The sequence below is a fragment of the Candidatus Aalborgicola defluviihabitans genome, from assembly GCF_016705985.1.
Taxonomy (GTDB): domain Bacteria; phylum Pseudomonadota; class Gammaproteobacteria; order Burkholderiales; family Burkholderiaceae_C; genus Allorhodoferax; species Allorhodoferax defluviihabitans.
Genome location: NZ_JADJKN010000023.1, coordinates 20,836 through 44,148, shown reverse-complemented (window position 1 = coordinate 44,148; position 23,313 = coordinate 20,836). Strand labels below are relative to the sequence as shown.

Sequence of the window (23,313 nt, the reverse complement as noted above, 5' to 3'; positions counted from 1 at the left end):
ATCAGGCAAAAACCTGTTGTACGCTGCGTATGCCCGCCACCAGTGCGTCCACCTCGGCAGGGGTGTTGTAGAACGCAAACGAGGCACGGGCTGTGGCCGCCACGCCCAGGCGTTGCATCAGGGGCTGGGCACAGTGGTGGCCAGTTCGCACGGCAACGCCTTCAGCATTAAGCAGCGTGCCCACGTCGTGCGGGTGAATGCCTTGCAGGGCGAACGACAACACAGCCGCCTTCTCGCGCGCCGTGCCAATCAGGCGTACACCGGGCATGGCAGAGAGGCGTTCGGTGGCGTATTGCAGCAGGCTGTGCTCGTGCGCGGCAATGGCATCCATCCCCAAGGCCAGCAAGTAGTCAATAGCGGCAGCCAGTCCAATCGCAGCGGCAATGGGCGGCGTGCCGGCTTCAAACTTATTGGGTATGGGCGCGTAGGTAGATTTTTCGAGCGTGACGGTGTGGATCATGTCGCCACCGCCCTTAAAGGGTTGCATGGCTTCGAGCAACTCGGCGCGGCCATAGAGCACGCCAATGCCAGTGGGGCCGCACAGCTTGTGGCCCGAGAAGGCGTAGAAGTCGCAATCCAGGTCTTGCACGTCTACGTGCAAGTGTGGTGCGGCCTGCGCGCCGTCGAGCAGTACCGGCACGCCGTGCGCGTGGGCCGTGGCAATCATGTCCTTCACCGGGTTGATACTGCCCAGCGCATTGGACACATGGCCCAAGCAAACCAGCCGCGTGCGGTCGCTGAACAGCGTCTCGTAAACATCCAGCTGCAGCTCGCCCGCGTCGTTGATGGGCACCACCTTGAGCGTGGCGCCCTTCTCGGCACACAGCATGTGCCAGGGCACGATGTTGGAATGGTGTTCCAGCACGGTGATGATGATCTCGTCACCCGCGTTAATGAACTTGCGGCCCCAGCCGTGCATCACCAGGTTGATGCTCTCCGTGGTGCCGCTGGTAAAAATCACTTCACGCGCTTCACGGGCGTGAATGAACTGTTGCACCGTGCACCGAGCGGCCTCGTAAGCGGCGGTGGCGGTCTCGGACAGGTAATGTACCGCGCGGTGGATGTTGGCATGCTCCTGGCGTTGGTAACGCAGCAGGCGCTCCATTACCGGGTTAGGCATCTGGCTGGAGGCCGCGTTGTCCAGGTACACCAGCGGCTTGCTGCCAACAGTCAATGCAAGGATGGGGAAGTCGGCGCGCACGCGCTCAATATCCAGCATCCTGGATATGAGTGGGGCCGTTGGCGATGTTGCTGCAAGTGGAGACAACGCGTCCCGAACGGCCATGCTGAGGGCGGCGGCGCTCATAGCCCTGCACTCCCGTGTTGCAGCACGGCGTCTTGCAGTTGCTGGCGCACCGATGCGATGGGAATGCGTGCAATCACCTCCGCCGCAAAAGCATAGGTCAGCAGGCTGCGCGCCGCATCAACCGAGAGACCCCGGCTTTGCAGGTAAAACACTTCTTCGCTGTCCAGTTGGCCCACGGTGGCTCCGTGGGTGCAGCGCACGTCGTCGGCATTAATCTCCAGTTGCGGCAAGGTGTTAACTTGTGCCTTGGGCCCCATCAGCAGCGTGCGGCTGGACTGGGCCGAATCTGTTTTCTGCGCGCCGGGGTGAACCTGTACGCGGCCATTGAACACCGCATGCGCTGTGTCGGCCACGACACACTTTTGCAACTGCCGGCTGACGCCGTGGGCCTCTGCGTGGGTGATGCAGGTGTGTGTGTCGGCGACTTGTTGCCCGGCAATATGGGCTAGGCCATCCAGCGCGCAATGGACACCTGTGCCACGCAGCTGTGCCGTGGTGTCCAGGCGCGAAATTTCAGCACCCAGCGCGATGCTGATGCTGTGGTAGTGGCTGTCTTGTGCCTGCGTCAGCGCGCAGCGGGCAATGTGAAAAGCCTGCAGACTCTCGCGCTGCAGGCGGATGTGATGCACCTGCGCATTGGCACCAATTGCCAGCTCGGTCACGCTGTTGGTCAGGTATGCGCCATCGGTGAGTGCCACATAGTCTTCGATGAAGGTCAGGGCACTGCCCTCCTCGGCGATCACCAGGGTGCGCGCGTAGCTGTTGACGTTGGGCTGGGTGGCGACAAACAGCAAGTGCAACGGGGCGCTGGCGGCGGTGTTGCGCGGCGCAATGACGACGGCGGCATCAAACAGGTTGGCTGTGTTTTGTGCGGTGAAGCGCTGTTGCGGGTCTTGGGCGTGCTGGCCCAGGTGCTGCATGACCGCTGTTGCGTGGGTGGCCAGCGCCTGGGTCAAGGTGCAGACCGTCACGCTGTCTTTGGGAGAGTTTGTGCTGAGTTGGGGTGCGTGCACGCCGTCCACAAAGACGATGCGCTGGCCAGCCTCGGGAATGGCCCAGCTCGCAATGTCACCAAATGCCAAAGGCGTGGGCTTTGTCACGGCATGCAGGCTGGCGCGGGTGAGTGCCGCAATACTGGTAAAGCGCCAAGCTTCGTCATGGGTGGTGGGCACGGCCAGTGCACCCATGCGCTCCAGCGCAGCGGACCGCAGGGCCTTGATAGCCGTGCCGCCTGAAGCAGTCGCCGTGTTCATGGCAGCGCCTCGGCAGGTGCTGCGGGCACGCTGGTGGGCGGCGTTGTCCAGTCGTAGCCGCGGGTTTCGAGCTCCAGCGCCAACTCTTTGCCGCCAGTTTTGCTGATACGACCGCTCTCCATCACATGCACAAAGTCCGGCACGATGTGGTCCAGCAAGCGCTGGTAATGGGTAATCAGCAGCAAAGCCCGCTCTGGGTGGGCCAGCTGGTTGATACCGTGCGAGATGATGCGCAGCGCGTCAATGTCCAAGCCCGAATCGGTCTCATCCAGAATGGCCAGCGTGGGCTCCAACAGGGCCATTTGCAAAATCTCGTTGCGCTTTTTCTCGCCACCCGAGAAGCCTTCGTTGACGCTGCGCTGCAAAAATTCGGGCCGCATTTCCAGCAGCTTCATCTTCTCGCGCACCAAGTCGTCAAACTCCAGCGGGTCCAGCTCTTCCTTGCCACGTGCGCCTTGCACGGTGTTGTAGGCCAGGCGTAAAAACTGACTGTTGCCCACACCCGGAATTTCTATGGGGTACTGAAATGCCAGAAACACCCCAGCGCGTGCGCGCTCCTCGGGCGAGAGTTCCAGCAGATTGGTGCCTTCAAACAGCACCTCTCCACCTGTCACCTCGTATGCGGTGTGGCCGGCCAACACCTTGGACAAGGTGCTCTTACCTGAGCCGTTGGGGCCCATGATGGCGTGAACTTCGCCGCGCCGGATGGTGAGGTTCAGGCCCTTGAGAATAGGTGTGCCATTGATGTTGGCGTGCAGATTGCGCACGTCCAACAAGACCGGGCTATTGGGCAAAATCATCCGACGCTCCCTTCAAGTTTCAATCCGAGTAATTGAGTGGCCTCTACGGCAAACTCCATGGGCAGCTGCTGGAACACGTCTTTGCAGAAGCCGTTGATGATCATGGAGATGGCCTCTTCGGCGCCTATGCCCCGTTGGGCAAAGTAGAACAGCTGGTCTTCACCAATGCGCGAGGTCGATGCCTCGTGCTCCACGGTGGCACTGTCGTTGCGCACCTGGATATAGGGGAAGGTGTGTGCGCCGCTCTTCTGGCCGATCAGCATCGAGTCGCATTGCGAGTGGCTGCGCGCATTGCTGGCGGTGGGCATCACCTTGACCAGCCCACGGTAGCTGTTGCTGGACTGTCCGGCCGAAATGCCTTTGCTGACGATGGTGCTGCGCGTGTTCTTGCCCAGGTGGATCATCTTGGTGCCGGTGTCAGCCTGCTGGTGGTGGTTGGTTACCGCCACCGAATAAAACTCGCCCACCGAGTTGTCACCCTGCAAGATGCAAGACGGGTACTTCCAGGTAATAGCCGAGCCGGTTTCCACCTGCGTCCAGGCAATGCGCGAATTGACGCCCTTGGCCAGGCCGCGCTTGGTCACAAAGTTGTAGATACCACCCACGCCGTTTTCATCACCCGCGTACCAGTTTTGTACGGTGGAGTATTTGATGTCGGCGTTGTCCAGCGCCACCAGCTCCACCACAGCCGCGTGCAGCTGGTTGGTGTCGAACTTGGGCGCCGTGCAGCCTTCTAAGTACGACACGCTGGCGCCTTCTTCGGCCACGATCAGGGTGCGCTCAAACTGGCCGGTTTCTTCGGTGTTGATGCGAAAGTAGGTGGACAGGTCCATCGGGCACTTCACGCCCTTGGGGATATAGCAAAACGAACCATCGGTGAACACGGCCGAGTTGAGCGCCGCATAAAAGTTATCGGCGACCGGCACCACGGTGCCCAGGTACTTCTGCACCAGCTCGGGGTGGTTTTGCACCGCGTCCGACATCGAGCCAAAAATGATGCCCACCTCGGCCAGCTTGGCTTTGTAGGTGGTGGCTACCGACACGCTGTCAAAAATCACGTCCACCGCCACGCCAGCCAAGGCGGCGCGCTCATGCAGCGGCACGCCCAGCTTCTCAAACGTGCGCAGCAGTTCCGGGTCCACCTCGTCCATGCTGGCCAGCTTGGGCTTTTTCTTGGGCGCAGCGTAATAGCTGATGTTCTGAAAATCGATGGGCGGGTGCTGCAATTTGGCCCAGGCCGGGTCTTTCATGGTCAGCCAATGGCGCAGGGCCTTCAGGCGGAACTCCAGCAACCAGGCGGGTTCGTTCTTCTTGGCCGAAATCATGCGCACCGTGTCTTCGCTCAGGCCCTTGGCCGCCACGTCGCTGGCAATGTCGGTTACAAAGCCATGCCGGTAGGGCTGGCTGACAATGTCTTGCAGGGTGTCGCTCATGCTAGGCCTTCTTCAGGTTAAAGCTCTCGCCGCAACCGCAGGTGCTGCTGACGTTGGGGTTGTCAAACTGGAAGGTTTTTTTCATGCCTTCGCTCACGTAGTCCAGGTTGGAGCCGTCCAGGCTGCTCAAGGCCTGCGCATTGACAAACAACTTGGCACCAAATTGATCAAACACCTGATCATCCGCCTGCAGCGTATCCGCAATGTCGTATGTATAAGTCAGGCCGGAGCAGCCCACGGGCTTTACCCCCACGCGCAGACCCACGCCGCTACCATGTTTGGCAAGCTGGGTGTTGATTTGTTTGGCGGCAGCCTCGGTTAGGGTAATGGCCATGGCGGGTATCCTTGTAATAAGATCTATACGAAATGGATCTTATAGATACGAATGGATTTGTCAAATGTGACGGTATCCAGCGTAGGGTTGTACCAAGAGGTAGGGCCCAAAGATTTTTGTGAGCAAAATTGGCATCTAGCCCTCGTGGATTATACGTACGCAGCTACCATAACTATAGCAAAACTCGGTGAGCGAAAGTGCGTGCCCAGTTGGGCTGCACGTTGGCGTCAGTGGCTGGTGGTTGACAGTCCTACCGCTTTCAAGCTTGCCTGAGCAAAAAGTGGACAATTCGTTCGGTTGCCGCCCGTGTCTGGTCGCGATGCGGTGAGTGGCCGCAACTTGCCAGCGTGACGCGCTCGATTTGAGACGGCGGCAGTGCAATCTCGTCAATCTGGGCCATGGTGCCGTAGGGATCGTCCTCGCCTTGTATCGCCAGTACCGGCGCGCCAATGCGTTGGCAGTCCTGGCGGATATCGAAGGCGCGAAACGCAGCACTCAGCCACACATCGTTCCATTGCCAAAAGGCGCCGTCCACATCGGCGTGGTAGCGGCGCAGGCGCTCGCGCAGGTCGCCGCTCTCATAGGCCGTGCGCGCCTGTTCGATTGATTGCACCGAGATGTCTTCCACCTTCACATGCGGCGCCATGACGATGCACGCGGCCACCGGGTGGCGGCTGGCGTGCAGCAAGGCAATGCTGGCACCATCGGAGTGGCCCAACAAAACGGGTGCAACCACGCCCAAATGGTCCAGCAGCTCGGGCAGAACAGACCAGGCCTCGTGGTGCATGTAGTCGGGCAGCAGTCGCCCTTGGCGTTGCCCATCCACCAGTCGGGATTCACCGCGCACATCGGGCACGGGGTCAGAGTCGCCGTAGCCCCGGCGGGAGTAAACCCAGCCTTCGCGCCCCGTGGCCTGGCAAACCTGATGCGGCCAGTTGCGCCACATGGCGACGGACCCGAGCCCCTCATGCAGGAAGACGATCGGTGCACGGCCTGTTGCCAGTGCGGGTGCGGCAATGTGCTCGACCTGCAACTGGATGCCCTGAATGCTGATCAGGCTGACGTTTGATGCCAGATGTGTTTTCATAGGACGAATTATGGTGTGGCACCTACACTGATGCCGTCATAAGCCCCATTCGCAAAAATCACATGAGCTTCCTGATTCCCGAGTCGATCGAAACGCCCCGACTTCGTCTTAGAACCGTCACGGATGAAGACTGGTCCGCGCTGCATGAATACTATGGCGATGCGCAAAGCGTCAAGTACACCACCTTGCAACCTTTGACGGAAGAGGACAGCCGGCGCATGGTGGGGAGCATCGGCAGGCACTGGCAGCGGCTCGGCTACGGCCCCTATGTGGTTGAAGAAAAAGCGACGGCTACCGTGCTGGGGCTTGTAGGCCCGTGGTATCCCAAAGAGTGGCCAGAGCCCGAGATCAAGTGGGCAATGATCCGGCGGCATTGGGGCCAGGGCTATGCCGCAGAGGCGGCCCGTGCCGTTCAGGCGATGGCGGCGCGGCATCTGCCCGACCTGCGCCTGATCAGCCTTATTCACGTGGAAAACCAGGCGTCGATCCGCTTGGCCATCGCGGTGGGCGCCACGGCGGAGCGGGAGATGCCGTTTCGTGGCGCTGTATACCGCGTCTACAGGCACCCGTTGGGCAAGTAGCAAATAGCAACGGTAGTCACGGTATAGCCATACTACCCATATGGGCTACCCAACATTACCCTTTGCGGTAATAGACGCAGCAGGCGGGCTCCACAAGAATCGGCACCATCAACATGGCGTTGGCACGGCGTCGAGCCCCCTTACGTTCCCCACACAACAACGGAGATATGACATGGAGTTCAACAAGGAATTTGACGCATCCGGCCTGGCCTGCCCTTTGCCCATCGTAAAAACCAAGAAGGCTCTCGCCGACATGGCCTCGGGGCAGGTGCTGCGCGTCATCTCGACCGACCCGGGCTCGGTGTGTGACATGGCTGCCTTCGCAGAACAAACCGGCAACGACCTGCTGGAACAAGGCAGCGAAAACAGCAAGTATGTGTTCTATCTAAAAAAAGCCTGACTTAACGTCCTTTTTTCACCTATTCCGGAGCACAACGCATGGCAACCAAAAAAATGGCGCTCATCGCCACCAAGGGCACGCTGGACATGGCCTACCCGCCATTCATTCTTGCCTCCACCGCTGCGGCGCTGGGGTGGGATGTGCGAATTTTCTTTACCTTCTATGGCCTGCAGTTGCTGCGCACCAGCCTGGACGGCATCAAGATCAGCCCGCTGGCCAACCCCGCCATGCCTATGCCGGTGCCCATGCCGGTGTTTGTGCAAATGCTGCCCGGCATGGAATCCATGGCCACCATGATGATGAAGAACAAGATGAAGAAGAAGGGTGTGGCGTCGCTGCAGGAACTGCGCGATATTTGCCTGGAAGCCGAAGTCAAGTTTGTTGCCTGCCAGATGACGGTGGACTTGTTTGAATTTGAGAAAAGCGACTTCATCCAGGGCATTGAATACGGTGGCGCCGCCACGTTCATGAAGTTCGCCGGCGAGTCGGATGTTTGCCTGTTCATTTGAACCGGCAATAAAGTAAACCGGTGCGCCAGGTGCCGTGAACCAATTCACCTGCAACGTCGAGGAAGCCACATTTGACGAACGGGTGATTGCGCATTCCCATACAACACCGGTGGTGCTGGACATCGGCGCCGACTGGTGCAGCCCGTGCCGGGTGTTGAAACCCCTGCTGGAGAAACTGGCACTTCAGTACAACGGCCAGTTTCTACTTGCAAAAGTAGACGCCGATGAAAACATGCGCATCGCCGGGCGGCACCAGGTCAAGGGGTTTCCAACCGCAATTGCCTACAGCCACGGGCAAATCACCGACCGTTTCCACGGTGCCCAGACCGAGCGCTTTGTGCGCGAATTTCTGGACCGCCTTATTACCCAGCACACTGCATGAACTTGCCGTCCATCCGCAAGTTTGCCAAAGTACCCATTTGCGGTTCGGCCGCCAGCTATGTGGTGATGGTTCAATTTGCCGGAATACCCGCAGTTGGCAGAGAGTCGACCTCCACGCAGCTCTTTCATAGCAGGCATTGGTTTTGATTGGCCAGGATATGCGACAAGTTCATACAATGGTTGTCATGCAAAAGTACCCAGCAATATTGCTAAGAATTGAATATTCATGCGGTTTAACGAGTTACGCATGGCTAAACCCAAGCCCACCAGCCAGATTATTTCGTCGTCTAAATTGGAAATGCCAAGATAGGCGCTCGGCTAAATTAAGTTGAACTAAACCGCTACGCGGTGGCTAGTGCACGGTGCGCCGCCACTGCATTTGTGTTTCGGGGCTACTTGCATAGACGGGCCTTGAGGTAAAGCCTTGGAGTTGGGGAATGTTCCCCGGCTTTGAGGAGAAACCGCATGACACCCTTTACGTCAACGCATGCTCGACGCCATGACCGTGCGCGGCCTGGCTGAACGGACCAAGGAGTGCTACACCGATGCCGTCGCCCGAATGGCACGCCACTACCACCGCAGTCCCGACTTGTTGAGCCCGCCCGAGATCGAGGCCTACCTGCTGCACCTGGTCAAGGACCGCAAGCTCTCCTACAGCAGCGTCAACCACGCTGCCAGCGCCAGCCGCTTCCTGTTTGAGACCGTGCTGGGCGCGCCAGCGACATCGTCCACCTGCGCCCGCCCATGGCCCGTGTGCCACAGAAGCAGCCCGAGTTGCTCGCGCGCCAAGAGGTCACGCACCTGTTTGCCTGCTGCTCGCATCCGGTTTACCGAACCGTGTTGCAAACCATCTATGCGGCCGGTCTGCGTATCTCCGAAGCCTGCGCACTGCGCGTGGATGACATCGACAGCGCGCCAGATCGCATGTGCGTGCGGGTTACGGCCGGCAAAGGCGGTGCCGACCGCTACAGCATCCTCAGTCCAAGCCTGTTGGCGTTGCTGCGCCAATACAGCCAAACCTATGCTCCGCAGCGCAACCCAGGTCGCTGGCTGTTTGCCAACGCCAATGGCACGACGTGCGTCAACATCGAAGCCGTGCAACGCGCCTACCAAGCGGCCCGACACTGCGCCGGCATCGTCAAGCATGGTGGCACCCACACCCTGCGCCACTGCTTTGCCACCCACTTGCTCGAAGGTGGCGTGGACCTGTACACCATCAGCCGCCTCTTGGGCCACGGCCACATCAGCACCACCAGCCGTTATCTGCACCTCATCAGCCCGCAGTTCAAACCACCCAAAGACGTGGACCCATTGGACCTGCTGGCGGGCCTGCCCAAGACCTGAAACGATCACGGCAAGGCTGAGCGCGTGGCCACCCTGGCCGATGTGCTGCGCCAGCATGGTGCGGCACATCTGGTAAAGCACACCCTGTCCACACCCCAGGCCAAGGCCTGGCGCGGCATCGTCGCGTGCAGGACGGCGGCACTGGGGGGCCAGCAGCTGGCCTGTGAGACTTGTGGCCACAGCCACTGGCAATACCACTCCTGCCGCAATCGACACTGCCCGCAGTGCGGATCGCGTGCCAAGGACGCCTGGCTGCAAGGGCGTCTGGCGGAAGTGTTGAATGTGCCCTATGCCCACTTGGTGTTCACGCTGCCGCACAGCCTCAATGCCCTGTACCAGTACCACCCGCGCTGGGTCATCGACACCCTGTTTGCCAGCACCGCCCAAACACTGTCTGAGTTCGCGGCCAATGCGCGTTGGATGGGGGTTGGTGGTGGCACCCCGGCCTTCAGCCTGGTACTGCACACCTGGACCCAGGACTTGCGGTTGCACATCCATGTGCATGCGGTGATGGCCTGCGGTGTGCTGGTGCAAGATGATCAGGGTCAAGGCCGCTGGCACACGCCGATCCGAAAGCCCGACTTTCTGTTCCCGGTGCAGGCCCTGTCCAAGGTGTTTCGGGGCAAGTTTCTGGCAGCCTTGGGCCGGGCCCATCAAAGTACAGACATCGCCAATGATCCGCAGGGCGGTGCCATGGCCTGGGCACAACGCCAAAGAGAGCTGTACCGCCACGACTGGGTGGTGTATGCCAAGACGCCGTTGGGGTCCAGCACAAACGCTGGAGTACCTCAGCCGCTACACACACCGCACGGCCATTGGCAACGAGCGCATCAAGGCGCTCACGCACAGTGAAGTGGTTTTACCGTCAGAGCGGATGACCAAGGGGGTAAGCGCACAGAACATTTACCCGGCTGTGAATTCATACGGCGCTACTTGTTGCACGTCTTGCCCACCGGTATCAAGCGGATTCGCCACTACGGAGTTCTGGCCAGTGCATGCAAGACGGACAAGCTCAAGCTCGCAAGGCTGGCACTACAGATGCCCAGCACCAACCCGCTGGCCCAAGAGTCGGCACAGGCGTTCATGGCGAGGGTGGCCAGGATTGAGACTATGCAGTGTCCGTGCTGCAAGGCGGGCACACTCAAGGTGGTGGCAACGCTGCCAGGGTACACACAGTTGCCGACACCGGGTAGCAGTGTGGCGGGGCAACCCAGGGGGCCACCGTGAGGTGCACCAGGGGATGCCAAGGGATCAAGAAATTCGCACCACGTCCAGTGGTGTCTGAGGCAGTGTTGCGCCGCACGCTGGCTGGCAACTGCGTGCAGAACAATACCCGAGCGATCCAGCGAAAGAGCAGTGCCCAGCCCCGCAATGTAGGCAATCCGCGCACGGCGCAACGACACTGGGCTGGGTCATAATCTATTGACACAAGCGGGGGATTGGTTCAAACCCCTATTGCCCAGAACACACGCCACCGCCTCGCAGGCGGTTCAGTCCAACATGGTTTATCAGCCGCGGGAGGCGTTCATGGTTTCTACGAGCATTGCAGCGCGGCGGATAAACGCTGATTGTTATACGGCAAGGAGAATGTAATGGCTTACCAAGATCCTGATAAACAAAGACAGATTGCAGTCAAGATTGTCTCGTCAGCAAATGCTGCCGAGAAGGAAGCGCTGCGAATCTGGATTGAAAGGCTCCTAGCGCTTAAAGCCAGCAACCTCCCCACTGCTCAAAAGGCCAAGAGAGCAATTACGCTCACGGCTGAGAGCAAAGTTGTTGTCCCCTCAGTCAAGATAATTGCACGTGAGACAAAGCGATTAGCCTGGGACGAGCGAGGCTTGAAAGGCAGACTGGGCCTGGGCGGCGCGGCCATAGGAGCTGCAATGTTCGGCGGTCAAGGCGCCGGTATCGCTGCACTCGGCACAGCAATTGGCGTTCCGCTATGGGTAGTGTTTGGAGCTGGCGCAGCATTCGCCGGTGTCCTGTATGAGGAGATCACGGGGAAAAAGCCGCGCCCTTAGACCAACTACACCGCAGTTTAGGCCTGCCCGGAAGGTTCTTCGGATAGCCGTATAACTCAGGTGTTAGATTCTTTCCCACCACATAGGAGGTATCGTGAGATCATCAGAGCAACAGGCCGCATTTGAGGCCGTAAAGCGCATGGACCCGCAATTAGTCATGATGAATCAAATTGCGGTCCTTCAGTGCGCAGTGCGGGCGTTGATAGTCAACAGTCCAAACGCAGCGCAAATACGCACCAACTTCGACCAACTCTTTGCTCAGGCTCAGGCGTTCCCAGGATTCATAACTTCTCAGGACCAGTCTGTTGTTCTTCGGGATCTGGTGGAGACAACATTCCGGGCCGCTGTACCACCAGAAACATGATGTCTACAGGCCGTAGCGGCACTTCACCTTCTGGTGATGCTTGTTGCTCTAGGTCATGGTCTTTCATGTTGTCCTCCAATTCAGAACCTAACCAGTTAATCGAGCTGGACGTTTTCAGCGCCGCTCATTGCCAACGTTAGGCTTTGGCGTCAACCGATATAGCGCCCCAGCACTATGCCCACTTATGATTAATCAATTATTAATAAGTCAAATAGAAATAGATCCAGAGCTTGGTAGAACTGAAGCCGAGTTTATGTTGCTAGGAACCTGTGAAGATATAATTCAAAAACTAAGGCGCGGCAGGAGATATGACATAATTCGATCATCAGGCCTACTCCGGCAGATATTCCTAGATCGTGAGCCATTACTGGATGCTGCAAATAGAAGGTTTCGTTTAAAAATAACCTTTAATAATTCGAGGGATGATTCTGAAATAACAAAAGAAGCAATGGTCGTTTTAAAGAAATATGAATCAATATGCTGGATCTTCCCGATAGCCTTAATACATGATAAATCACGCCCTCGCATATCTAAAGAGCAGTTCCTAAAACTGCCCGTATTATATCAATCAGGAAATCCATCTTTAACAGTGCAAGATACAATTGAAACAATTGCACATGTTTACGGAGGAGTTCACGCCGGGAAGCCAAAATCAGAAGAAGATAGATTGATAATGACGCTAGACGAATCAATGAATATCGGCGGAGGGGAGCCTAGTATGACATCAATTTATGGTATTTGCATCGTAGCACTTGATGGACTAACACCATTAATAAAAAATATCATAGAAGATGGCAAGAATTGAATTATTGCCGCTTTTTTACAAAATATTTAAATTAATGAAAATGCAGGCCAGAGCATTAAATTACCTAACGTTAACCTAACTGGTTGGTCGAGCTGAAGCCAACCTTGCGGTTGGTTCCCTCCAGTCGCTGTGCTCCTTTCGGCGTAGCTTACCGTTTGCGTTGAACCTTATCCAGCGGCCATCTGAATGGTTGCTTCTTGCATGGTGCTACTTCCGCTTTTGCTGCACTGCCGCCCGTCAGCCACATCACAAGTGATTCGGATCCCCCAATAGTGCTCATCGAAAAATACGGAAACCATTGCTATAAATAAATGAGCTTCTTACGTATATTCCACGAGGGCTAGAGGCTTATTTAACTCAAAGTTTCCAAACGAAAGGCCGCCCTACTCATCACCTTTGGGTGGTGCATCGCGCACCTGGCACAGCAGGTCTTCGGCCTGCAACTCGGTTTCCGCAAACATCACCTTGATGTTCCCGGGTGTCCCGGCGCTCTGCGCGGCGCGCAGGGCCTTGGCCTGTGCGGAGGCTTCGCCAAAGGCGTCAAAAACAGCCAGTTTTTCGAGCTGCGCGAAGGGCTTCACCCGGTAGATGTAGTAGGGCATGGTTATATATAGTGTTTGGATGCCCGGCGCCGCCCGGGTAGCGCCTTCTGGATGATGACGCCGCGCACGGCCGACAGGTCAGCCAGGGGCGCATCGGCAAATGCTGGGCTCAGCGGGTGCAATACCCAACCTGTGTCGGTTCGCACAAGCTGGCGGAATGTCCACTCTTCGTTGTGCCACGCCAGCACGTAAGCGCCGTCTTTGGCCAAACCTTCGGGCTCAATGATGATGATTTCGCCTTCCAGAAATTCCGGTGCCATGCTGTGGCCCATCACCATCAGCGCAAAGGACTCTCCGCCTGCGCAATCCGGTAATTCCAAATCGTGGGTTTGCATGGGCTCAGACAACTTGCGTGACTATTTGCGCCTGGGCTAAGCGCGCATGGCGTGCGCGATCTGCTGCGCACCGACCACCATGTCGGGGTGGGTCACCTGTTCATATTCAAACTGGTCCAGCGCCTCAGACCAGGCACGGCACTGGTTACTGGCAAAGTGCCCATCACTTTGGGTGGCCAGCCAGAACAGCGAGAGTGAGGGTGCCGCATCCTGCGACAAGGCATGCTCGATCAGGCTTTTGATGGGGGCAAACCCGCCGTCACAGGCGGCAAATACCAGGGGGCGGTTCCCATCGGCCAGCACAAATTCTCCGCTGGGGCCCAGCACCGTGATGGCATCACCCGGTTTGATGTCATCGGCAAACAGATGCGCGCTCAGTGCATCGGCCGGGTCCTGGGTAATAAAAAAGGTCAGGTTGCGGTCGTCACACGGGCAACTGGCCAGCGGGTAGGTAGCGTGCACATCGTCCTGCCCAGGCATGGCCCAGCCCAGGCGGACCGACTGCCCTGCCAGGAAGCGCAAGCGATGGGTACGGGGAGTTTGCAGGTGCAGCAAGCGGGTATGGGGTGCCAGCGTGGTGACGGCACGCACGTGGGTCACGATTTGCTGCTGGGGAATGTCCTGTGGGCCGCAAGCCTCCAGCAGCTCCAGCGTGAGTTCGCTGCTGGCGGCAGTGTTGCAGCACATCAGCGTATAGCCCTGGGCTTTCTCGGTTTGCGATAGCTGGTAGTCGGAATGCTGGGTTTGCGCCACCTCGCCAGAGATCACACGCACTTTGCACATGCCACAGCTGCCATTGCCACAGCCGTAGTTCAGGCGCAGCCCCGAGTGCAGACCCGACTGCAGCAGGTTGGCATGCCCTTCCACCAGAAATTCGTGGCCGCTAGGGCGCACCTTGACCTGTGTCGTCATAGCTTTTGCATGTCGCCCACTCGGTCCAAATAGCGGGCCCGGTACAACAGCCGGGGCTGCGCTGGATCATCGACAAAACCCGAGCGGTCGTGCAGCACGTTGTTGCACACCAGGCCCATGCCAGGTTGCAGCGTCAGGCGAAACACGTGGTGGTTGTCACTGGCCAGCAACTGCTCCAAAAAAGCGACAGCCGCAAGGGTGGGTGCGTCGTTTTTCCATACGATGCTGTGCGTGCGGGCGGTGTAGCGCATGTGCAGTGCGCCAGTGGCTGAGTCAACTGAGAAAACCGGGCCGGTCTGCTCGGCGCGCGCTACGCCCTCTTCATCCAGCCGCTCGGGAATCGTCATGGCGTCGGGTTGCATCAGTGCGCGCACCCAGTCGGGGTTGGCTTCACGCAGTGCGATGTAGGCCATCTCATGGTCCATGACCGCGCTCTGGCCACCGGTTTGGGCCTTGCGCACGCAGTGTAGAACCATGGCCCGGATTTGGCGCGATTCTGGGTGGTAGTAGCCGTCGGTATGCCATTTGATGGCTCGGTTGGTGTAGGGGATGAACGCGGTGCGGTCGCCAGCGCCGACCGGTGCCGGGCCGCCCCAAGCCGGAAGTTCCCCCCCGGGGGGACCGGTGCGAAGCGCCGTAGGGGGCAAAGCCTGCGAAACGGTGATTGGTGAAATACCGTCTTCGTCGGCCAGCCAATTGCCGTCCAGCCGGTGCAAGCCCATTTGCGCAGCCAACAGGCGGGGAATGGCTTTGTCCTGTGCCACCACCGGGCTGCGGTAGATGGCCATATTGGCGGTTGCACACAGGGCCAGCAAACGGTCCCGCTCGGTCTGGCTCAGGGCGCGCGGATCGGCTACATCCAGGATCAGGTCTTCTGCCCGCCCCGGATGGCTGGCACGCTTGGTGTCACGCCAACGCTGGTAGGGGGCGTGGTTGTCCAGATCAAACGGGTTGTCCATCGGGGTGCTTTCAGTCTCCTGTCGTGCGCGCACGGGCAGCGCGTGCGGGACGTGGTTCCGTGGACAGAACGCCATTCATGGAGCTTTGGAGAATTTCAAGCGCTTCGGGTACTTCGATGGCCATCATCTGATCGATCACCCAGCGCTGGTCCTTTTGCGGCATCAGCCTCTCGACGCGGTGCCCCAGGTAGCGCACAAAGGCAAAATCCGGCCCCTTGGCATCAAAGCCAAAGTCGGCGTAATGGTCTGACAGTTCATTAAACAGTTCGATGAAGCGCTCAAAGTGGCTGGGCTGGCCAGCGGGTGGAGCGCCCAATAACGTGTCTTCGTTTTCCTGCAAAATTTCGGCTACCCGGCGTACCAGCGCGGTTACAAACTCGGCACGCTCCTTTGGCGCCATGCGCGCATACGCCATGCGGTCCAAGACCTGGGTCAGGAACACCAAAACCTCCCGCGTGAACGCGAAGTATTGCGGCCCGACGTCAATGCTGAAGTCCGCCGTGCGCATCTGCTTGAGCATGTTCTGCGCCACACGCCAGACGATGAACGCCATGGCGCTGGACGTTTGCTGCGCCGTCTTGGTGGTCCCAGTCTGGAACCACTGGCTCTTGATCTTCATTTTGGCCATATCAGACCGCCGCGGCCGACTTGTGGGGCACAAACAGCCCGCAGCCCAACAACCGGTGTGGCCCCAGCCCGTGCTGCTGCAGGCGCAACGACTGCTCGGGGCCCAGCCCATGCAGCATCATGCTGAAGGTGGTCATTTCTTGTCCATCGACCCGCAGGCTCTGGCACTTTCCACATACGCGCACGCCGGCTATGGCCATGCCGGCCAACTCGGTTTCCATGGCTTGCATGAAGACTGATTCATCCGAACTGCCGGCCGCGACCCGGTAGGCATACAGCGTGGCGTGTGGTTGTAGTTCACGCAGATGCACCGCACCCAGGCGCAGAGGGTGCGCCATCACGTCCAGCTGAACCCCGTCCAAGGCCTGTAATTCAGCCAGCCGATTGGCATGGACCCGCAAAATCAGACGCGTTCGCTGCGACAGAAGCGCCACGCTTTCGGGTCCGGCCACCAGCTTCACGGGGTGGATGCCGGCGCCAGCATCTTCATGCAACCACGGGATCTGTAGTGTTAGAGCGTGTTGCAGTGCCTGGGCATGGTCGCGCGGCAAGGACTTTCCCGCCAACGGAAATACCGCTTCTACTGCTGCGTCCTGTTCTGCAGCGGGCAGGGTCACTTGGGTTCCTGCGTCTGCGCCCAGCGCAACAGGGCTTCTCCCCAAAGGCGCGCGGATCCCGGATCGATCTCAAACACCGTAAATCGGCTTTTTTCGCGTATGCGCGTTCGCAACAGGCTCATGCCACCGGCTTCGTAATCAAACTGCTGCAATTCAATGACTTGCCCACCCAGGGGGATGGTGAATTTTTCAAGGGGGGTAACGATGTCCATAGCGCGTCTTGGTTGATGCCCTATTGGGCGCAAGGACAGGCTCTGCCGTCTATCACCGACACGGGTGGGCTCGTATAGCCCAAATGGGTAGCACCCAATACTCAACGAGGGTGATAGCTAGCACGCCTTTCGACCCTTACGATTCACCCCACAACAGCATCTACGCACGATTGTTGCGCTAGCAAAAGCGCGCTGACAGGAGACCCATGTAATGAGCAAAAACAACACGACACCCCCATGCTGGACCAGCTTGAAGGTGGTCCGTGGCCCAGCTTTGTGACGGGACTGAAACGCCTGGCCCAGGACAGCGACTACATGACCGATCTGTTGGGCCAACTGGAGCACTCCTACAAAACCCGCAAGGGTTACTGGAAGGGCGGCACGGTAGGGGTATATGGCTATGGTGGTGGTGTGATTCCGCGTTTCTCCGAAGTAGCCGAGATGTTTCCGGCATCCAAAGAAATGCACACTCTGCGCATTCAGCCTCCGGCGGGCATGCACTACAACACCGACGTGTTGCGCAAGATGTGCGATATCTGGGAACGCCATGGCTCGGGCCTGATCGCGTTTCACGGCCAGTCGGGCGACATCATGTTCCAGGGTGCTACCACGGCCAATGTGCAGCCGGCGTTTGATGAATTGAATGAATTGGGCTTCGATATGGGTGGCGCCGGCCCGGCTATGCGCACCAGCATGTCCTGCGTGGGCGCGGCGCGTTGCGAGCAGTCCTGCTTTGACGAAGCGCGTGCGCACCGCCAGGTGGTCAACACGTTCCTGGACGACATGCACCGCCCGGCCCTGCCGTACAAGTTCAAGTTCAAGTTCTCGGGTTGCCCGAATGACTGCATGAATTCCATCCAGCGCTCCGACATGGCGGTGATTGGCACTTGGCGCGACAACATCCGCACCGATGAACCCCTGGCGCGCAAATGGTTTGCCAAGCACGGTCTGACCGAACTGGTGAATGACGTGGTCAGCCGTTGCCCGACCAAGACCATCATGCTCAAGGAGACCAAGGACGTCGCCAAGGGGCCAAAAATATCCAGCGTCGCCATCAACGACACCCAGTCTCTGGAGATTGACAACAGCAATTGCGTGCGCTGCATGCACTGCATCAACGTGATGACCGGTGCCCTGGCTACTGGCACTGACAAGGGTGTCACGGTGCTGATGGGTGGCAAGCGCACACTGAAGATCGGTGATCTGATGGGCACGGTGGTCGTGCCCTTCATGCCCATGAAGACCGACGAAGATTACCAGGCGCTGGTGGATCTGGGCCAAAAGTCCATCGACTTCTTTGCCGAAAATGCTCTGGAACACGAGCGCACCGGCGAAATGATCGAGCGTATCGGACTGGTCCCCTTCCTGGAGGGCATCGGAGTGGAGGCTGATGTCAACATGGTTTCCACACCCGCACCAACCCCTACGTTCGAACCGACGGCTGGGACGACGAAGTGGCCAAGATCAACGCCCGCAAAGCAGCAGCCTGAGACCTTGCGGGACAGACCTTCAGCTCTGTCCTCAACTGATTAGAAAGAAGACGACCATGGCAACCATGCGCATCCCCATCGAAAGCGGCGTACCTGACAACAAGCAGTACATGCATCCGCTGATGCTGAAGAATTACGGCAACTGGAAATACCATGACCGGCCTCGTCCGGGCGTATTGCACCATGTCTCGCACACGGGTGACGAAATCTGGACCGTGCGCGCCGGAACGCAGCGCCAGTTGGATCTGTACACCATCCGCAAGCTGTGCGATATTGCCGATACCTATGCCGACGGGCATGTGCGCTTCACCATCCGTAGCAATATCGAATACATGGTGTCGGATGAGGCCCGGGTGGCGCCGTTGGTCGAGGCGCTCGTCGGCAATGGCTTTCCGGTCGGCGGCACCGGCAACTCGGTTTCATCGATATCCCATACGCAGGGCTACTTGCACTGCGACATTCCCGGCACCGATGCATCAGGCGCTGTCAAGGCCCTGATGGATGACCTGCACGCCGAGTTCATCAAGGAAGAAATGCCCAACCGGGTGCACCTGTCTACCTCCTGCTGCGAGATCAACTGCGGTGGCCAGGCCGACATTGCCATCATCATTCAGCACACCAAACCGCCCAAGATCAACCACGATCTGGTGGCCAATGTATGTGAACGCCCGACCGTGGTGGCGCGTTGCCCGGTGGCCGCCATTCGGCCGGCTATGGTCAACGGCAAACCATCCCTGGAAATCGACGAGACCAAATGCATGTGCTGCGGCGCCTGCTACCCACCTTGCCCCCCCATGCAAATCAACGATCCCGAGCACAGCAAACTGGCAATCTGGGTGGGTGGCAAGAACTCCAATGCCCGTGGCAAGCCGACCTTCATGAAGATGGTGGCCTCGGGCCTGCCCAACAACCCGCCACGCTGGCCCGAAGTGTCGGCCATGGTCAAGAAAATCTTGTACACCTACAAGGAAGATGCACGCTCTTGGGAACGGATTGCTGACTGGATCGAGCGTATCGGCTGGCCCGCATTCTTTGAGAAGTGCGACCTGCCCTTTACCAAGTACCTGATTGATGACTGGCGTGGTTCGCGCTCCAGCCTGAATGCTTCGACCCACATTCGCTTTTAAGCAAATTTGACTGATACAGGAATTAACCCCCATGAAATTCGGTTTGCTCGTCAGTGAAGGGCCCTACACCCACCAGGCGTCCGATAGTGCCTACCAGTTCGTGGTGGCCGCTTTGGCCAAGGGTCACGAGATACAACGCGTGTTTTTCTACCACGATGGCGTCAACAACGCGACCCGCCTGACCGAGCCGCCCCAGGACGACCGCCATGTGGTGAACCGCTGGTCGGCCCTGGCTGCAGACCGCAAGGTGGACTTGGTGGTTTGCGTGGCTGCCGCCTTGCGCCGCGGTATCAAGGACGAAGTGTTGGCTCCGGGCTTTCGCATTTCCGGCCTGGGCCAGCTGGTGGACAGCGGAATCAAGGCGGATCGCCTGATCACGTTTGGCGACTAACAGCCCTTGAAAGAGACAACTATGAGCGACCAACCAGCAGCACCCGCCAGCGGCCCCAAAGTGAAGAAGTTCATGTTTGTGAACCGCAAGGCACCCTACGGAACGATCTACGCGCTCGAAAGCCTGGAGGTGGTGTTGATCACCGCCACCTTCGACCAGGATGTGAGCCTGGTCTTTATCGACGATGGCGTCTACGAACTGGTCAAAGGCCAGCAGACCAAAGGCATTGGTGTAAAGAACTTTTCTCCCAGCTACCGCGCACTGGACGGCTATGACGTGGAGAAGCTTTATGTGGACCAGGTCTCGTTGGCGCAGCGCGGTTTGAGCGAAAAAGACCTGCTAGTCCCCGTGGAGGTGCTGGACGCCCAGCAAATGGGCCAACTAATGGCGCAACAGGACGTGATCCTGAGTTTTTGAGGACGACCCCATGTTGCATATTGTCAATAAATCCCCCTTTCAGACCAGCACGCTGGATACCTGTCTGCGCATGGCCCAGCCGGGCAACGCGCTGTTGCTCATCGAAGACGGCATCTACGCCGCCACCGTGGGTAGCGCAACCGAGGAGCGTATCCGCGCCAGCTGCGCCACGCTCAAGGTCTATGCGCTGCAACCGGATATGGACGCCCGTGGCGTAACAGCCAAGTTAATCGATGGAGTGACGCTGGTCGATTACGCCGGCTTTGTCGATCTGACCGTGGAACACCACACTTCCCACTCGTGGTTGTGACTCGAATTACTAAATAACTGGAGAAAAAAATGAGCTTTGAAATCAACGGCATGAACTACGAAACCGACGAAGAGGGCTACTTGCTCAATCTCGCCGAGTGGACCCCTGAGGCCGCCGCTTACCTGGCAGAAGAAGAGAAGGTTCCGCTCAGCGACAACCACTGGGAAGTCATCAACTTCTTGCGCGAGTACTACAACGAGTACCAGATTGCACCGGCCGTTCGGGTGCTGACCAAGGCGATTGGCAAGCAGTTCGGCGAAGAAAAAGGCAATAGCAAATACCTGTACGAACTGTTTCCGTACGGCCCAGCCAAACAGGCCTGCAAGATTGCCGGCTTGCCCAAGCCTACCGGCTGTATTTGAGCGCATCCGCCGACGCCAACCCTCGTTGATACAACGAACCCAACGAATCTGCCAATGACAATGCTGACGATTCTTTACGCGGTTTTGTTCTACGTAGCCACGTTGGTGTTCGTTATGGGTGTTGGGCGCAAGATTTTCATCTACGCCAGAACACCGGCGCCGCTGAAGATTCCCACTACACCGGCACCGATGACGACCACTGGGGTGGGTTGGCGCATGACACGTGAGGTAGTTTTTTTTGAAAGCCTGTTCAGGTCTAGCAAGTGGACCTGGATCTTTGGCTGGACCTTTCATGCGGCCTTGCTGTTGGTCGTGTTACGGCATCTGCGCTATTTTCAGGAACCCGTGTGGCTGCCTGTTGCCTTGATTCAGCCCTTTGGCACCTATGCCGGGTTTGCCATGGTGATCGCGTTGGGAGGTTTGTGGGGCAGGCGCTGGCTGGTCGACCGCGTGCGTTATATCTCCACCCCGTCCGATCACCTGATGCTCGTTTTGTTGCTGGCCATCGGCGTTACCGGTTTGGGTATGCGCTTTGTGGCGCATACCGACATCATTGGCGTCAAACTTTTCATGCTGGGTTTGATGCGATTTGACTGGCAGCCGCTACCTGCTGATCCGGTACTGCTGGTGCATCTTTCGCTGGTAGCGTTTCTGATGATCATCTTCCCGATCAGCAAGTTGCTACACGCACCGGGCCTGCTCTTCAGCCCCACACGCAACCAGACTGACAACGCCCGCGAAGTGCGCCATGTATCCGCGTGGGCGGCAGCATTGGACAAACGCCCGTAAGCACTTACCAACACCATGGCCACCGCTGCATTCGATACCCCAAAGCTCAAAAGCTACCCGGTCATACCGCTGGTGCAGGCGGGAGCCATGTCGCATCTCAAACCCTTTGTGGCTTCAAGGCCTATTCAAAAGGCGTTGGGTTTTCCGGAAGAACTGGTTGAAGACTGGCAGGCCAAGGCCATTGAAAAAATGGGCGAATTGCTAGGCAAATACCGCTCACTGCAGGTCTACATGGATGCCTGCGTGCACTGCGGCGCCTGCTCTGACAAATGCCACTATTTCCTGGGCACCGCCGACCCCAAAAACATGCCGGTGGCGCGCCAGGACCTGATGCGCAAGATCTACCGACGCTACTTCACTTTTGCCGGAAAAAATTTTCCAAAATTGGTGGGTGCAGTTGATCTCACACGCGACGTGCTGGACGAGTGGTACACCTATTTTCACCAGTGTTCGGAGTGCCGTCGCTGCTCGGTGTTTTGTCCCTACGGCATCGATACTGCCGAGGTCACCATGGCAGCGCGCGAGATCATGGCCTCCATCGGCATGGGGCAAAAGTACACCAACGAGATCATCGGCAAGGTACACCGCATTGGCAACAACCTGGGAATTCCCGAGCCCGCGCTGGCAAACACGCTGGAAGGCCTGGAAGAAGATACCAAGGACGAGACCGGTGTGGATGTGAAGTTTCCGCTGAACGTGAAAGGGGCAGAAGTGCTGCTGATTACCCCGTCCGCCGACTTCTTCTCCGAGCCCCATGTTGAAAGTCTGATTGGCTATGCCAAGGTGTTTCACGCGGCTGGCATCAGTTGGACGCTTAGTTCCAAAGCCTCCGAGGCGGCGAATTTCGGGCTGTTCATTGGCAACTACGAACAAATGCGCAAAATTTCGATGCGTGTGCGTGAGGTTGCCTTGGAGCTTGGGGTCAAACGCATCGTCATTGGCGAATGTGGCCATGCCTGGCGAGTCGCATACAGCTACTGGAATACCTTGATGGGTCCGTTTGACTTTCTCGACCAACGTTATCCCGTGCCGCAGCATATCTGCGAAGTTACCGACGACCTGATTCAGCGGGGCGCTCTCAGCTTGGACAAAGAGGCCAATGACGACCGCATCATCACTTTCCATGATTCCTGCAACGTGGCGCGTGCGTCCCGCATGGGCAACATGCCAGGGGGGCAGTTCATCATTCCGCGACGGATCATCACGTCCGTTGCCAACCATTTCCATGATATGGCACCGCAAACCATTCTGGAGAGCACCTTCTGCTGCGGTGGTGGTGGTGGCGTGCTGACAGATGACATGCTGGAAGTGCGTGTTAAAGGCGCCCTGCCGAGAATGGAAGCCTTGAAAAACGTGGTGGATGAGTACAACGTGAATTTCATGGCTGCAATCTGCGCGATCTGCAAGGCCCAGTTCACCAAAGTGCTGCCCTACTACGGCTTCGACATGAGCATGGTGGGCGGTGTCCATCAGTTGGTTAGCAAGGCGATACGCCTGGGCGACAAATAGCCCGCCGCCCTGCACCGGCAACTCAAAAAAATACCA

Annotated in this window: 29 protein-coding genes and 2 pseudogenes; 17 read left to right on the top strand and 14 right to left on the bottom strand. The window is 58.2% G+C overall.

Going from position 1 to position 23,313, the window contains the following annotated elements:
* Position 1: 1 nt before the first annotated feature.
* From IPI80_RS16075 to IPI80_RS16050, 6 genes are all read right to left on the bottom strand, one after another.
* A complete protein-coding gene (locus IPI80_RS16075) occupies positions 2 to 1,219 on the bottom strand; it encodes a SufS family cysteine desulfurase (RefSeq protein ID WP_413862612.1) in 1,218 nt (405 codons plus the stop codon).
* Positions 1,220 to 1,302: 83 nt separating this feature from the next.
* Positions 1,303 to 2,559 (bottom strand): Fe-S cluster assembly protein SufD, encoded by a 1,257-nt coding sequence (sufD, locus tag IPI80_RS16070; RefSeq protein WP_413861890.1) that lies wholly within the window; start codon positions 2,557 to 2,559, stop codon positions 1,303 to 1,305.
* Positions 2,556 to 3,335, bottom strand: a complete 780-nt coding sequence (gene sufC / locus IPI80_RS16065; protein ID WP_413862611.1) for a Fe-S cluster assembly ATPase SufC — start codon at positions 3,333 to 3,335, stop codon at positions 2,556 to 2,558. The genes sufD and sufC overlap by 4 nt, the downstream gene beginning before the upstream one ends.
* 20 nt (positions 3,336 to 3,355) lie before the next feature.
* The gene (gene sufB, locus IPI80_RS16060) at positions 3,356 to 4,792 is read right to left on the bottom strand and encodes a Fe-S cluster assembly protein SufB (RefSeq protein WP_413861888.1); all 1,437 of its coding nucleotides are present in this window, start codon (positions 4,790 to 4,792) and stop codon (positions 3,356 to 3,358) included.
* 1 nt (position 4,793) lies between these two features.
* On the bottom strand, positions 4,794 to 5,126 hold the full coding sequence (locus tag IPI80_RS16055) for a HesB/IscA family protein (protein WP_413861886.1): 333 nt from the start codon (positions 5,124 to 5,126) through the stop codon (positions 4,794 to 4,796).
* A 259-nt stretch (positions 5,127 to 5,385) separates the two neighbouring features.
* On the bottom strand, positions 5,386 to 6,213 hold the full coding sequence (locus IPI80_RS16050; protein ID WP_413861884.1) for an alpha/beta fold hydrolase: 828 nt from the start codon (positions 6,211 to 6,213) through the stop codon (positions 5,386 to 5,388).
* Positions 6,214 to 6,275: 62 nt separating this feature from the next.
* Between IPI80_RS16050 and IPI80_RS16045 the strand changes: the two genes are divergently transcribed.
* The 8 genes and pseudogenes from IPI80_RS16045 (at position 6,276) to IPI80_RS16010 (ending at position 11,449) form a co-directional block, all read left to right on the top strand.
* A complete protein-coding gene (locus IPI80_RS16045; RefSeq protein ID WP_413861882.1) occupies positions 6,276 to 6,794 on the top strand; it encodes a GNAT family N-acetyltransferase in 519 nt (172 codons plus the stop codon).
* 172 nt (positions 6,795 to 6,966) lie between these two features.
* Positions 6,967 to 7,194: a sulfurtransferase TusA family protein gene (locus IPI80_RS16040; RefSeq protein ID WP_413861880.1), complete on the top strand. Its 228-nt coding sequence runs from the start codon at positions 6,967 to 6,969 to the stop codon at positions 7,192 to 7,194.
* A 38-nt stretch (positions 7,195 to 7,232) separates the two neighbouring features.
* Positions 7,233 to 7,703, top strand: a complete 471-nt coding sequence (gene dsrE2, locus IPI80_RS16035; RefSeq protein WP_413861878.1) for a sulfur carrier protein DsrE2 — start codon at positions 7,233 to 7,235, stop codon at positions 7,701 to 7,703.
* 34 nt (positions 7,704 to 7,737) lie between these two features.
* A complete protein-coding gene (locus tag IPI80_RS16030; protein WP_413861876.1) occupies positions 7,738 to 8,085 on the top strand; it encodes a thioredoxin family protein in 348 nt (115 codons plus the stop codon).
* Positions 8,086 to 8,571: 486 nt separating this feature from the next.
* A pseudogene (locus IPI80_RS16025) lies at positions 8,572 to 8,742 on the top strand (site-specific integrase); the annotation flags it as partial.
* Positions 8,743 to 8,828: 86 nt separating this feature from the next.
* Positions 8,829 to 9,428 carry a tyrosine-type recombinase/integrase gene (locus IPI80_RS16020; RefSeq protein ID WP_413861874.1) on the top strand — a complete coding sequence of 200 codons (600 nt, stop codon included), beginning with the start codon at positions 8,829 to 8,831 and terminating at the stop codon, positions 9,426 to 9,428.
* A gap of 24 nt (positions 9,429 to 9,452) precedes the next feature.
* Positions 9,453 to 10,655 (top strand): annotated as a pseudogene (locus tag IPI80_RS16015) (IS91 family transposase).
* A gap of 365 nt (positions 10,656 to 11,020) precedes the next feature.
* Positions 11,021 to 11,449: a hypothetical protein gene (locus tag IPI80_RS16010; protein WP_413861872.1), complete on the top strand. Its 429-nt coding sequence runs from the start codon at positions 11,021 to 11,023 to the stop codon at positions 11,447 to 11,449.
* Positions 11,450 to 11,730: 281 nt separating this feature from the next.
* Here IPI80_RS16010 and IPI80_RS16005 read toward each other — a convergent pair whose 3' ends face one another.
* Positions 11,731 to 11,880: a hypothetical protein gene (locus tag IPI80_RS16005; protein WP_413861870.1), complete on the bottom strand. Its 150-nt coding sequence runs from the start codon at positions 11,878 to 11,880 to the stop codon at positions 11,731 to 11,733.
* A 117-nt stretch (positions 11,881 to 11,997) separates the two neighbouring features.
* Here IPI80_RS16005 and IPI80_RS16000 point away from each other — a divergent pair, with 117 nt between their 5' ends.
* Positions 11,998 to 12,618, top strand: a complete 621-nt coding sequence (locus tag IPI80_RS16000; RefSeq protein ID WP_413861868.1) for a hypothetical protein — start codon at positions 11,998 to 12,000, stop codon at positions 12,616 to 12,618.
* A gap of 383 nt (positions 12,619 to 13,001) precedes the next feature.
* Here the strand turns inward: IPI80_RS16000 and IPI80_RS15995 are convergent, their stop codons facing one another.
* The 7 genes from IPI80_RS15995 to IPI80_RS15965 are packed head-to-tail and all read right to left on the bottom strand — an operon-like array spanning position 13,002 to position 16,882.
* Entirely contained in the window at positions 13,002 to 13,220 is a 219-nt protein-coding gene (locus IPI80_RS15995) for a hypothetical protein (protein WP_413861866.1), read from the bottom strand.
* 2 nt (positions 13,221 to 13,222) lie between these two features.
* Positions 13,223 to 13,555, bottom strand: a complete 333-nt coding sequence (locus tag IPI80_RS15990) for a S24 family peptidase (RefSeq protein ID WP_413861864.1) — start codon at positions 13,553 to 13,555, stop codon at positions 13,223 to 13,225.
* Between the two features lie 36 nt (positions 13,556 to 13,591).
* The gene (locus tag IPI80_RS15985) at positions 13,592 to 14,467 is read right to left on the bottom strand and encodes a 2Fe-2S iron-sulfur cluster-binding protein (RefSeq protein WP_413861862.1); all 876 of its coding nucleotides are present in this window, start codon (positions 14,465 to 14,467) and stop codon (positions 13,592 to 13,594) included.
* On the bottom strand, positions 14,464 to 15,426 hold the full coding sequence (locus tag IPI80_RS15980) for a TauD/TfdA family dioxygenase (protein ID WP_413861860.1): 963 nt from the start codon (positions 15,424 to 15,426) through the stop codon (positions 14,464 to 14,466). The genes IPI80_RS15985 and IPI80_RS15980 overlap by 4 nt, the downstream gene beginning before the upstream one ends.
* A 10-nt stretch (positions 15,427 to 15,436) precedes the next feature.
* Positions 15,437 to 16,054, bottom strand: a complete 618-nt coding sequence (locus IPI80_RS15975) for a hypothetical protein (protein ID WP_413861858.1) — start codon at positions 16,052 to 16,054, stop codon at positions 15,437 to 15,439.
* A gap of 1 nt (position 16,055) precedes the next feature.
* Positions 16,056 to 16,670 (bottom strand): type I-MYXAN CRISPR-associated protein Cas6/Cmx6, encoded by a 615-nt coding sequence (cas6, locus tag IPI80_RS15970; RefSeq protein WP_413861856.1) that lies wholly within the window; start codon positions 16,668 to 16,670, stop codon positions 16,056 to 16,058.
* Positions 16,667 to 16,882 (bottom strand): DUF6967 family protein, encoded by a 216-nt coding sequence (locus tag IPI80_RS15965; protein ID WP_413861854.1) that lies wholly within the window; start codon positions 16,880 to 16,882, stop codon positions 16,667 to 16,669. Before IPI80_RS15965 ends, cas6 begins: the two co-directional genes overlap by 4 nt.
* 237 nt (positions 16,883 to 17,119) lie before the next feature.
* On the opposite strand from IPI80_RS15965, the gene dsrA reads away from it, so the two are divergent.
* From dsrA to dsrK, 8 genes are read left to right on the top strand one after another with little or no spacing between them, the layout of a single operon-like run.
* Positions 17,120 to 18,415 (top strand): dissimilatory-type sulfite reductase subunit alpha, encoded by a 1,296-nt coding sequence (gene dsrA, locus IPI80_RS15960; protein WP_413861851.1) that lies wholly within the window; start codon positions 17,120 to 17,122, stop codon positions 18,413 to 18,415.
* Between the two features lie 13 nt (positions 18,416 to 18,428).
* On the top strand, positions 18,429 to 19,499 hold the full coding sequence (dsrB, locus tag IPI80_RS15955; RefSeq protein WP_413861848.1) for a dissimilatory-type sulfite reductase subunit beta: 1,071 nt from the start codon (positions 18,429 to 18,431) through the stop codon (positions 19,497 to 19,499).
* Between the two features lie 31 nt (positions 19,500 to 19,530).
* The gene (tusD, locus tag IPI80_RS15950) at positions 19,531 to 19,890 is read left to right on the top strand and encodes a sulfurtransferase complex subunit TusD (protein ID WP_413861845.1); all 360 of its coding nucleotides are present in this window, start codon (positions 19,531 to 19,533) and stop codon (positions 19,888 to 19,890) included.
* A 21-nt stretch (positions 19,891 to 19,911) separates the two neighbouring features.
* Positions 19,912 to 20,307, top strand: a complete 396-nt coding sequence (gene tusC, locus IPI80_RS15945; protein ID WP_413861842.1) for a sulfurtransferase complex subunit TusC — start codon at positions 19,912 to 19,914, stop codon at positions 20,305 to 20,307.
* A gap of 10 nt (positions 20,308 to 20,317) precedes the next feature.
* Positions 20,318 to 20,617, top strand: a complete 300-nt coding sequence (gene tusB / locus IPI80_RS15940) for a sulfurtransferase complex subunit TusB (protein WP_413861839.1) — start codon at positions 20,318 to 20,320, stop codon at positions 20,615 to 20,617.
* Positions 20,618 to 20,646: 29 nt separating this feature from the next.
* Positions 20,647 to 20,979, top strand: coding sequence for a TusE/DsrC/DsvC family sulfur relay protein (locus IPI80_RS15935; RefSeq protein ID WP_413861836.1), 333 nt, complete (start codon positions 20,647 to 20,649; stop codon positions 20,977 to 20,979).
* Between the two features lie 54 nt (positions 20,980 to 21,033).
* A complete protein-coding gene (locus IPI80_RS15930) occupies positions 21,034 to 21,768 on the top strand; it encodes a respiratory nitrate reductase subunit gamma (RefSeq protein WP_413861833.1) in 735 nt (244 codons plus the stop codon).
* A gap of 15 nt (positions 21,769 to 21,783) precedes the next feature.
* The gene (dsrK, locus tag IPI80_RS15925) at positions 21,784 to 23,277 is read left to right on the top strand and encodes a sulfate reduction electron transfer complex DsrMKJOP subunit DsrK (RefSeq protein WP_413861830.1); all 1,494 of its coding nucleotides are present in this window, start codon (positions 21,784 to 21,786) and stop codon (positions 23,275 to 23,277) included.
* Positions 23,278 to 23,313 lie beyond the last annotated feature (36 nt).

Excerpts from the sequence above, each read along its gene's own strand:
- IPI80_RS16045 (WP_413861882.1), top strand. The coding sequence starts at position 6,276 with ATGAGCTTCCTGATTCCCGAGTCGATCGAAACGCCCCGACTTCGTCTT.
- IPI80_RS15975 (WP_413861858.1), bottom strand. The coding sequence starts at position 16,054 with ATGGCCAAAATGAAGATCAAGAGCCAGTGGTTCCAGACTGGGACCACC.
- tusB (WP_413861839.1), top strand. The coding sequence starts at position 20,318 with ATGTTGCATATTGTCAATAAATCCCCCTTTCAGACCAGCACGCTGGAT.
- IPI80_RS15995 (WP_413861866.1), bottom strand. The coding sequence starts at position 13,220 with ATGCCCTACTACATCTACCGGGTGAAGCCCTTCGCGCAGCTCGAAAAA.
- IPI80_RS16050 (WP_413861884.1), bottom strand. The coding sequence starts at position 6,213 with ATGAAAACACATCTGGCATCAAACGTCAGCCTGATCAGCATTCAGGGC.
- IPI80_RS16055 (WP_413861886.1), bottom strand. The coding sequence starts at position 5,126 with ATGGCCATTACCCTAACCGAGGCTGCCGCCAAACAAATCAACACCCAG.
- IPI80_RS16005 (WP_413861870.1), bottom strand. The coding sequence starts at position 11,880 with ATGAAAGACCATGACCTAGAGCAACAAGCATCACCAGAAGGTGAAGTG.
- IPI80_RS15965 (WP_413861854.1), bottom strand. The coding sequence starts at position 16,882 with ATGGACATCGTTACCCCCCTTGAAAAATTCACCATCCCCCTGGGTGGG.
- sufB (WP_413861888.1), bottom strand. The coding sequence starts at position 4,792 with ATGAGCGACACCCTGCAAGACATTGTCAGCCAGCCCTACCGGCATGGC.
- IPI80_RS15935 (WP_413861836.1), top strand. The coding sequence starts at position 20,647 with ATGAGCTTTGAAATCAACGGCATGAACTACGAAACCGACGAAGAGGGC.
- IPI80_RS16040 (WP_413861880.1), top strand. The coding sequence starts at position 6,967 with ATGGAGTTCAACAAGGAATTTGACGCATCCGGCCTGGCCTGCCCTTTG.
- IPI80_RS16000 (WP_413861868.1), top strand. The coding sequence starts at position 11,998 with ATGATTAATCAATTATTAATAAGTCAAATAGAAATAGATCCAGAGCTT.
- dsrA (WP_413861851.1), top strand. The coding sequence starts at position 17,120 with ATGCTGGACCAGCTTGAAGGTGGTCCGTGGCCCAGCTTTGTGACGGGA.
- IPI80_RS15980 (WP_413861860.1), bottom strand. The coding sequence starts at position 15,426 with ATGGACAACCCGTTTGATCTGGACAACCACGCCCCCTACCAGCGTTGG.
- dsrE2 (WP_413861878.1), top strand. The coding sequence starts at position 7,233 with ATGGCAACCAAAAAAATGGCGCTCATCGCCACCAAGGGCACGCTGGAC.
- sufD (WP_413861890.1), bottom strand. The coding sequence starts at position 2,559 with ATGAACACGGCGACTGCTTCAGGCGGCACGGCTATCAAGGCCCTGCGG.
- IPI80_RS16075 (WP_413862612.1), bottom strand. The coding sequence starts at position 1,219 with ATGCTGGATATTGAGCGCGTGCGCGCCGACTTCCCCATCCTTGCATTG.
- IPI80_RS16020 (WP_413861874.1), top strand. The coding sequence starts at position 8,829 with ATGGCCCGTGTGCCACAGAAGCAGCCCGAGTTGCTCGCGCGCCAAGAG.
- tusD (WP_413861845.1), top strand. The coding sequence starts at position 19,531 with ATGAAATTCGGTTTGCTCGTCAGTGAAGGGCCCTACACCCACCAGGCG.
- dsrK (WP_413861830.1), top strand. The coding sequence starts at position 21,784 with ATGGCCACCGCTGCATTCGATACCCCAAAGCTCAAAAGCTACCCGGTC.
- IPI80_RS15985 (WP_413861862.1), bottom strand. The coding sequence starts at position 14,467 with ATGACGACACAGGTCAAGGTGCGCCCTAGCGGCCACGAATTTCTGGTG.
- tusC (WP_413861842.1), top strand. The coding sequence starts at position 19,912 with ATGAGCGACCAACCAGCAGCACCCGCCAGCGGCCCCAAAGTGAAGAAG.
- IPI80_RS16010 (WP_413861872.1), top strand. The coding sequence starts at position 11,021 with ATGGCTTACCAAGATCCTGATAAACAAAGACAGATTGCAGTCAAGATT.
- IPI80_RS15990 (WP_413861864.1), bottom strand. The coding sequence starts at position 13,555 with ATGCAAACCCACGATTTGGAATTACCGGATTGCGCAGGCGGAGAGTCC.
- dsrB (WP_413861848.1), top strand. The coding sequence starts at position 18,429 with ATGGCAACCATGCGCATCCCCATCGAAAGCGGCGTACCTGACAACAAG.
- IPI80_RS15930 (WP_413861833.1), top strand. The coding sequence starts at position 21,034 with ATGACAATGCTGACGATTCTTTACGCGGTTTTGTTCTACGTAGCCACG.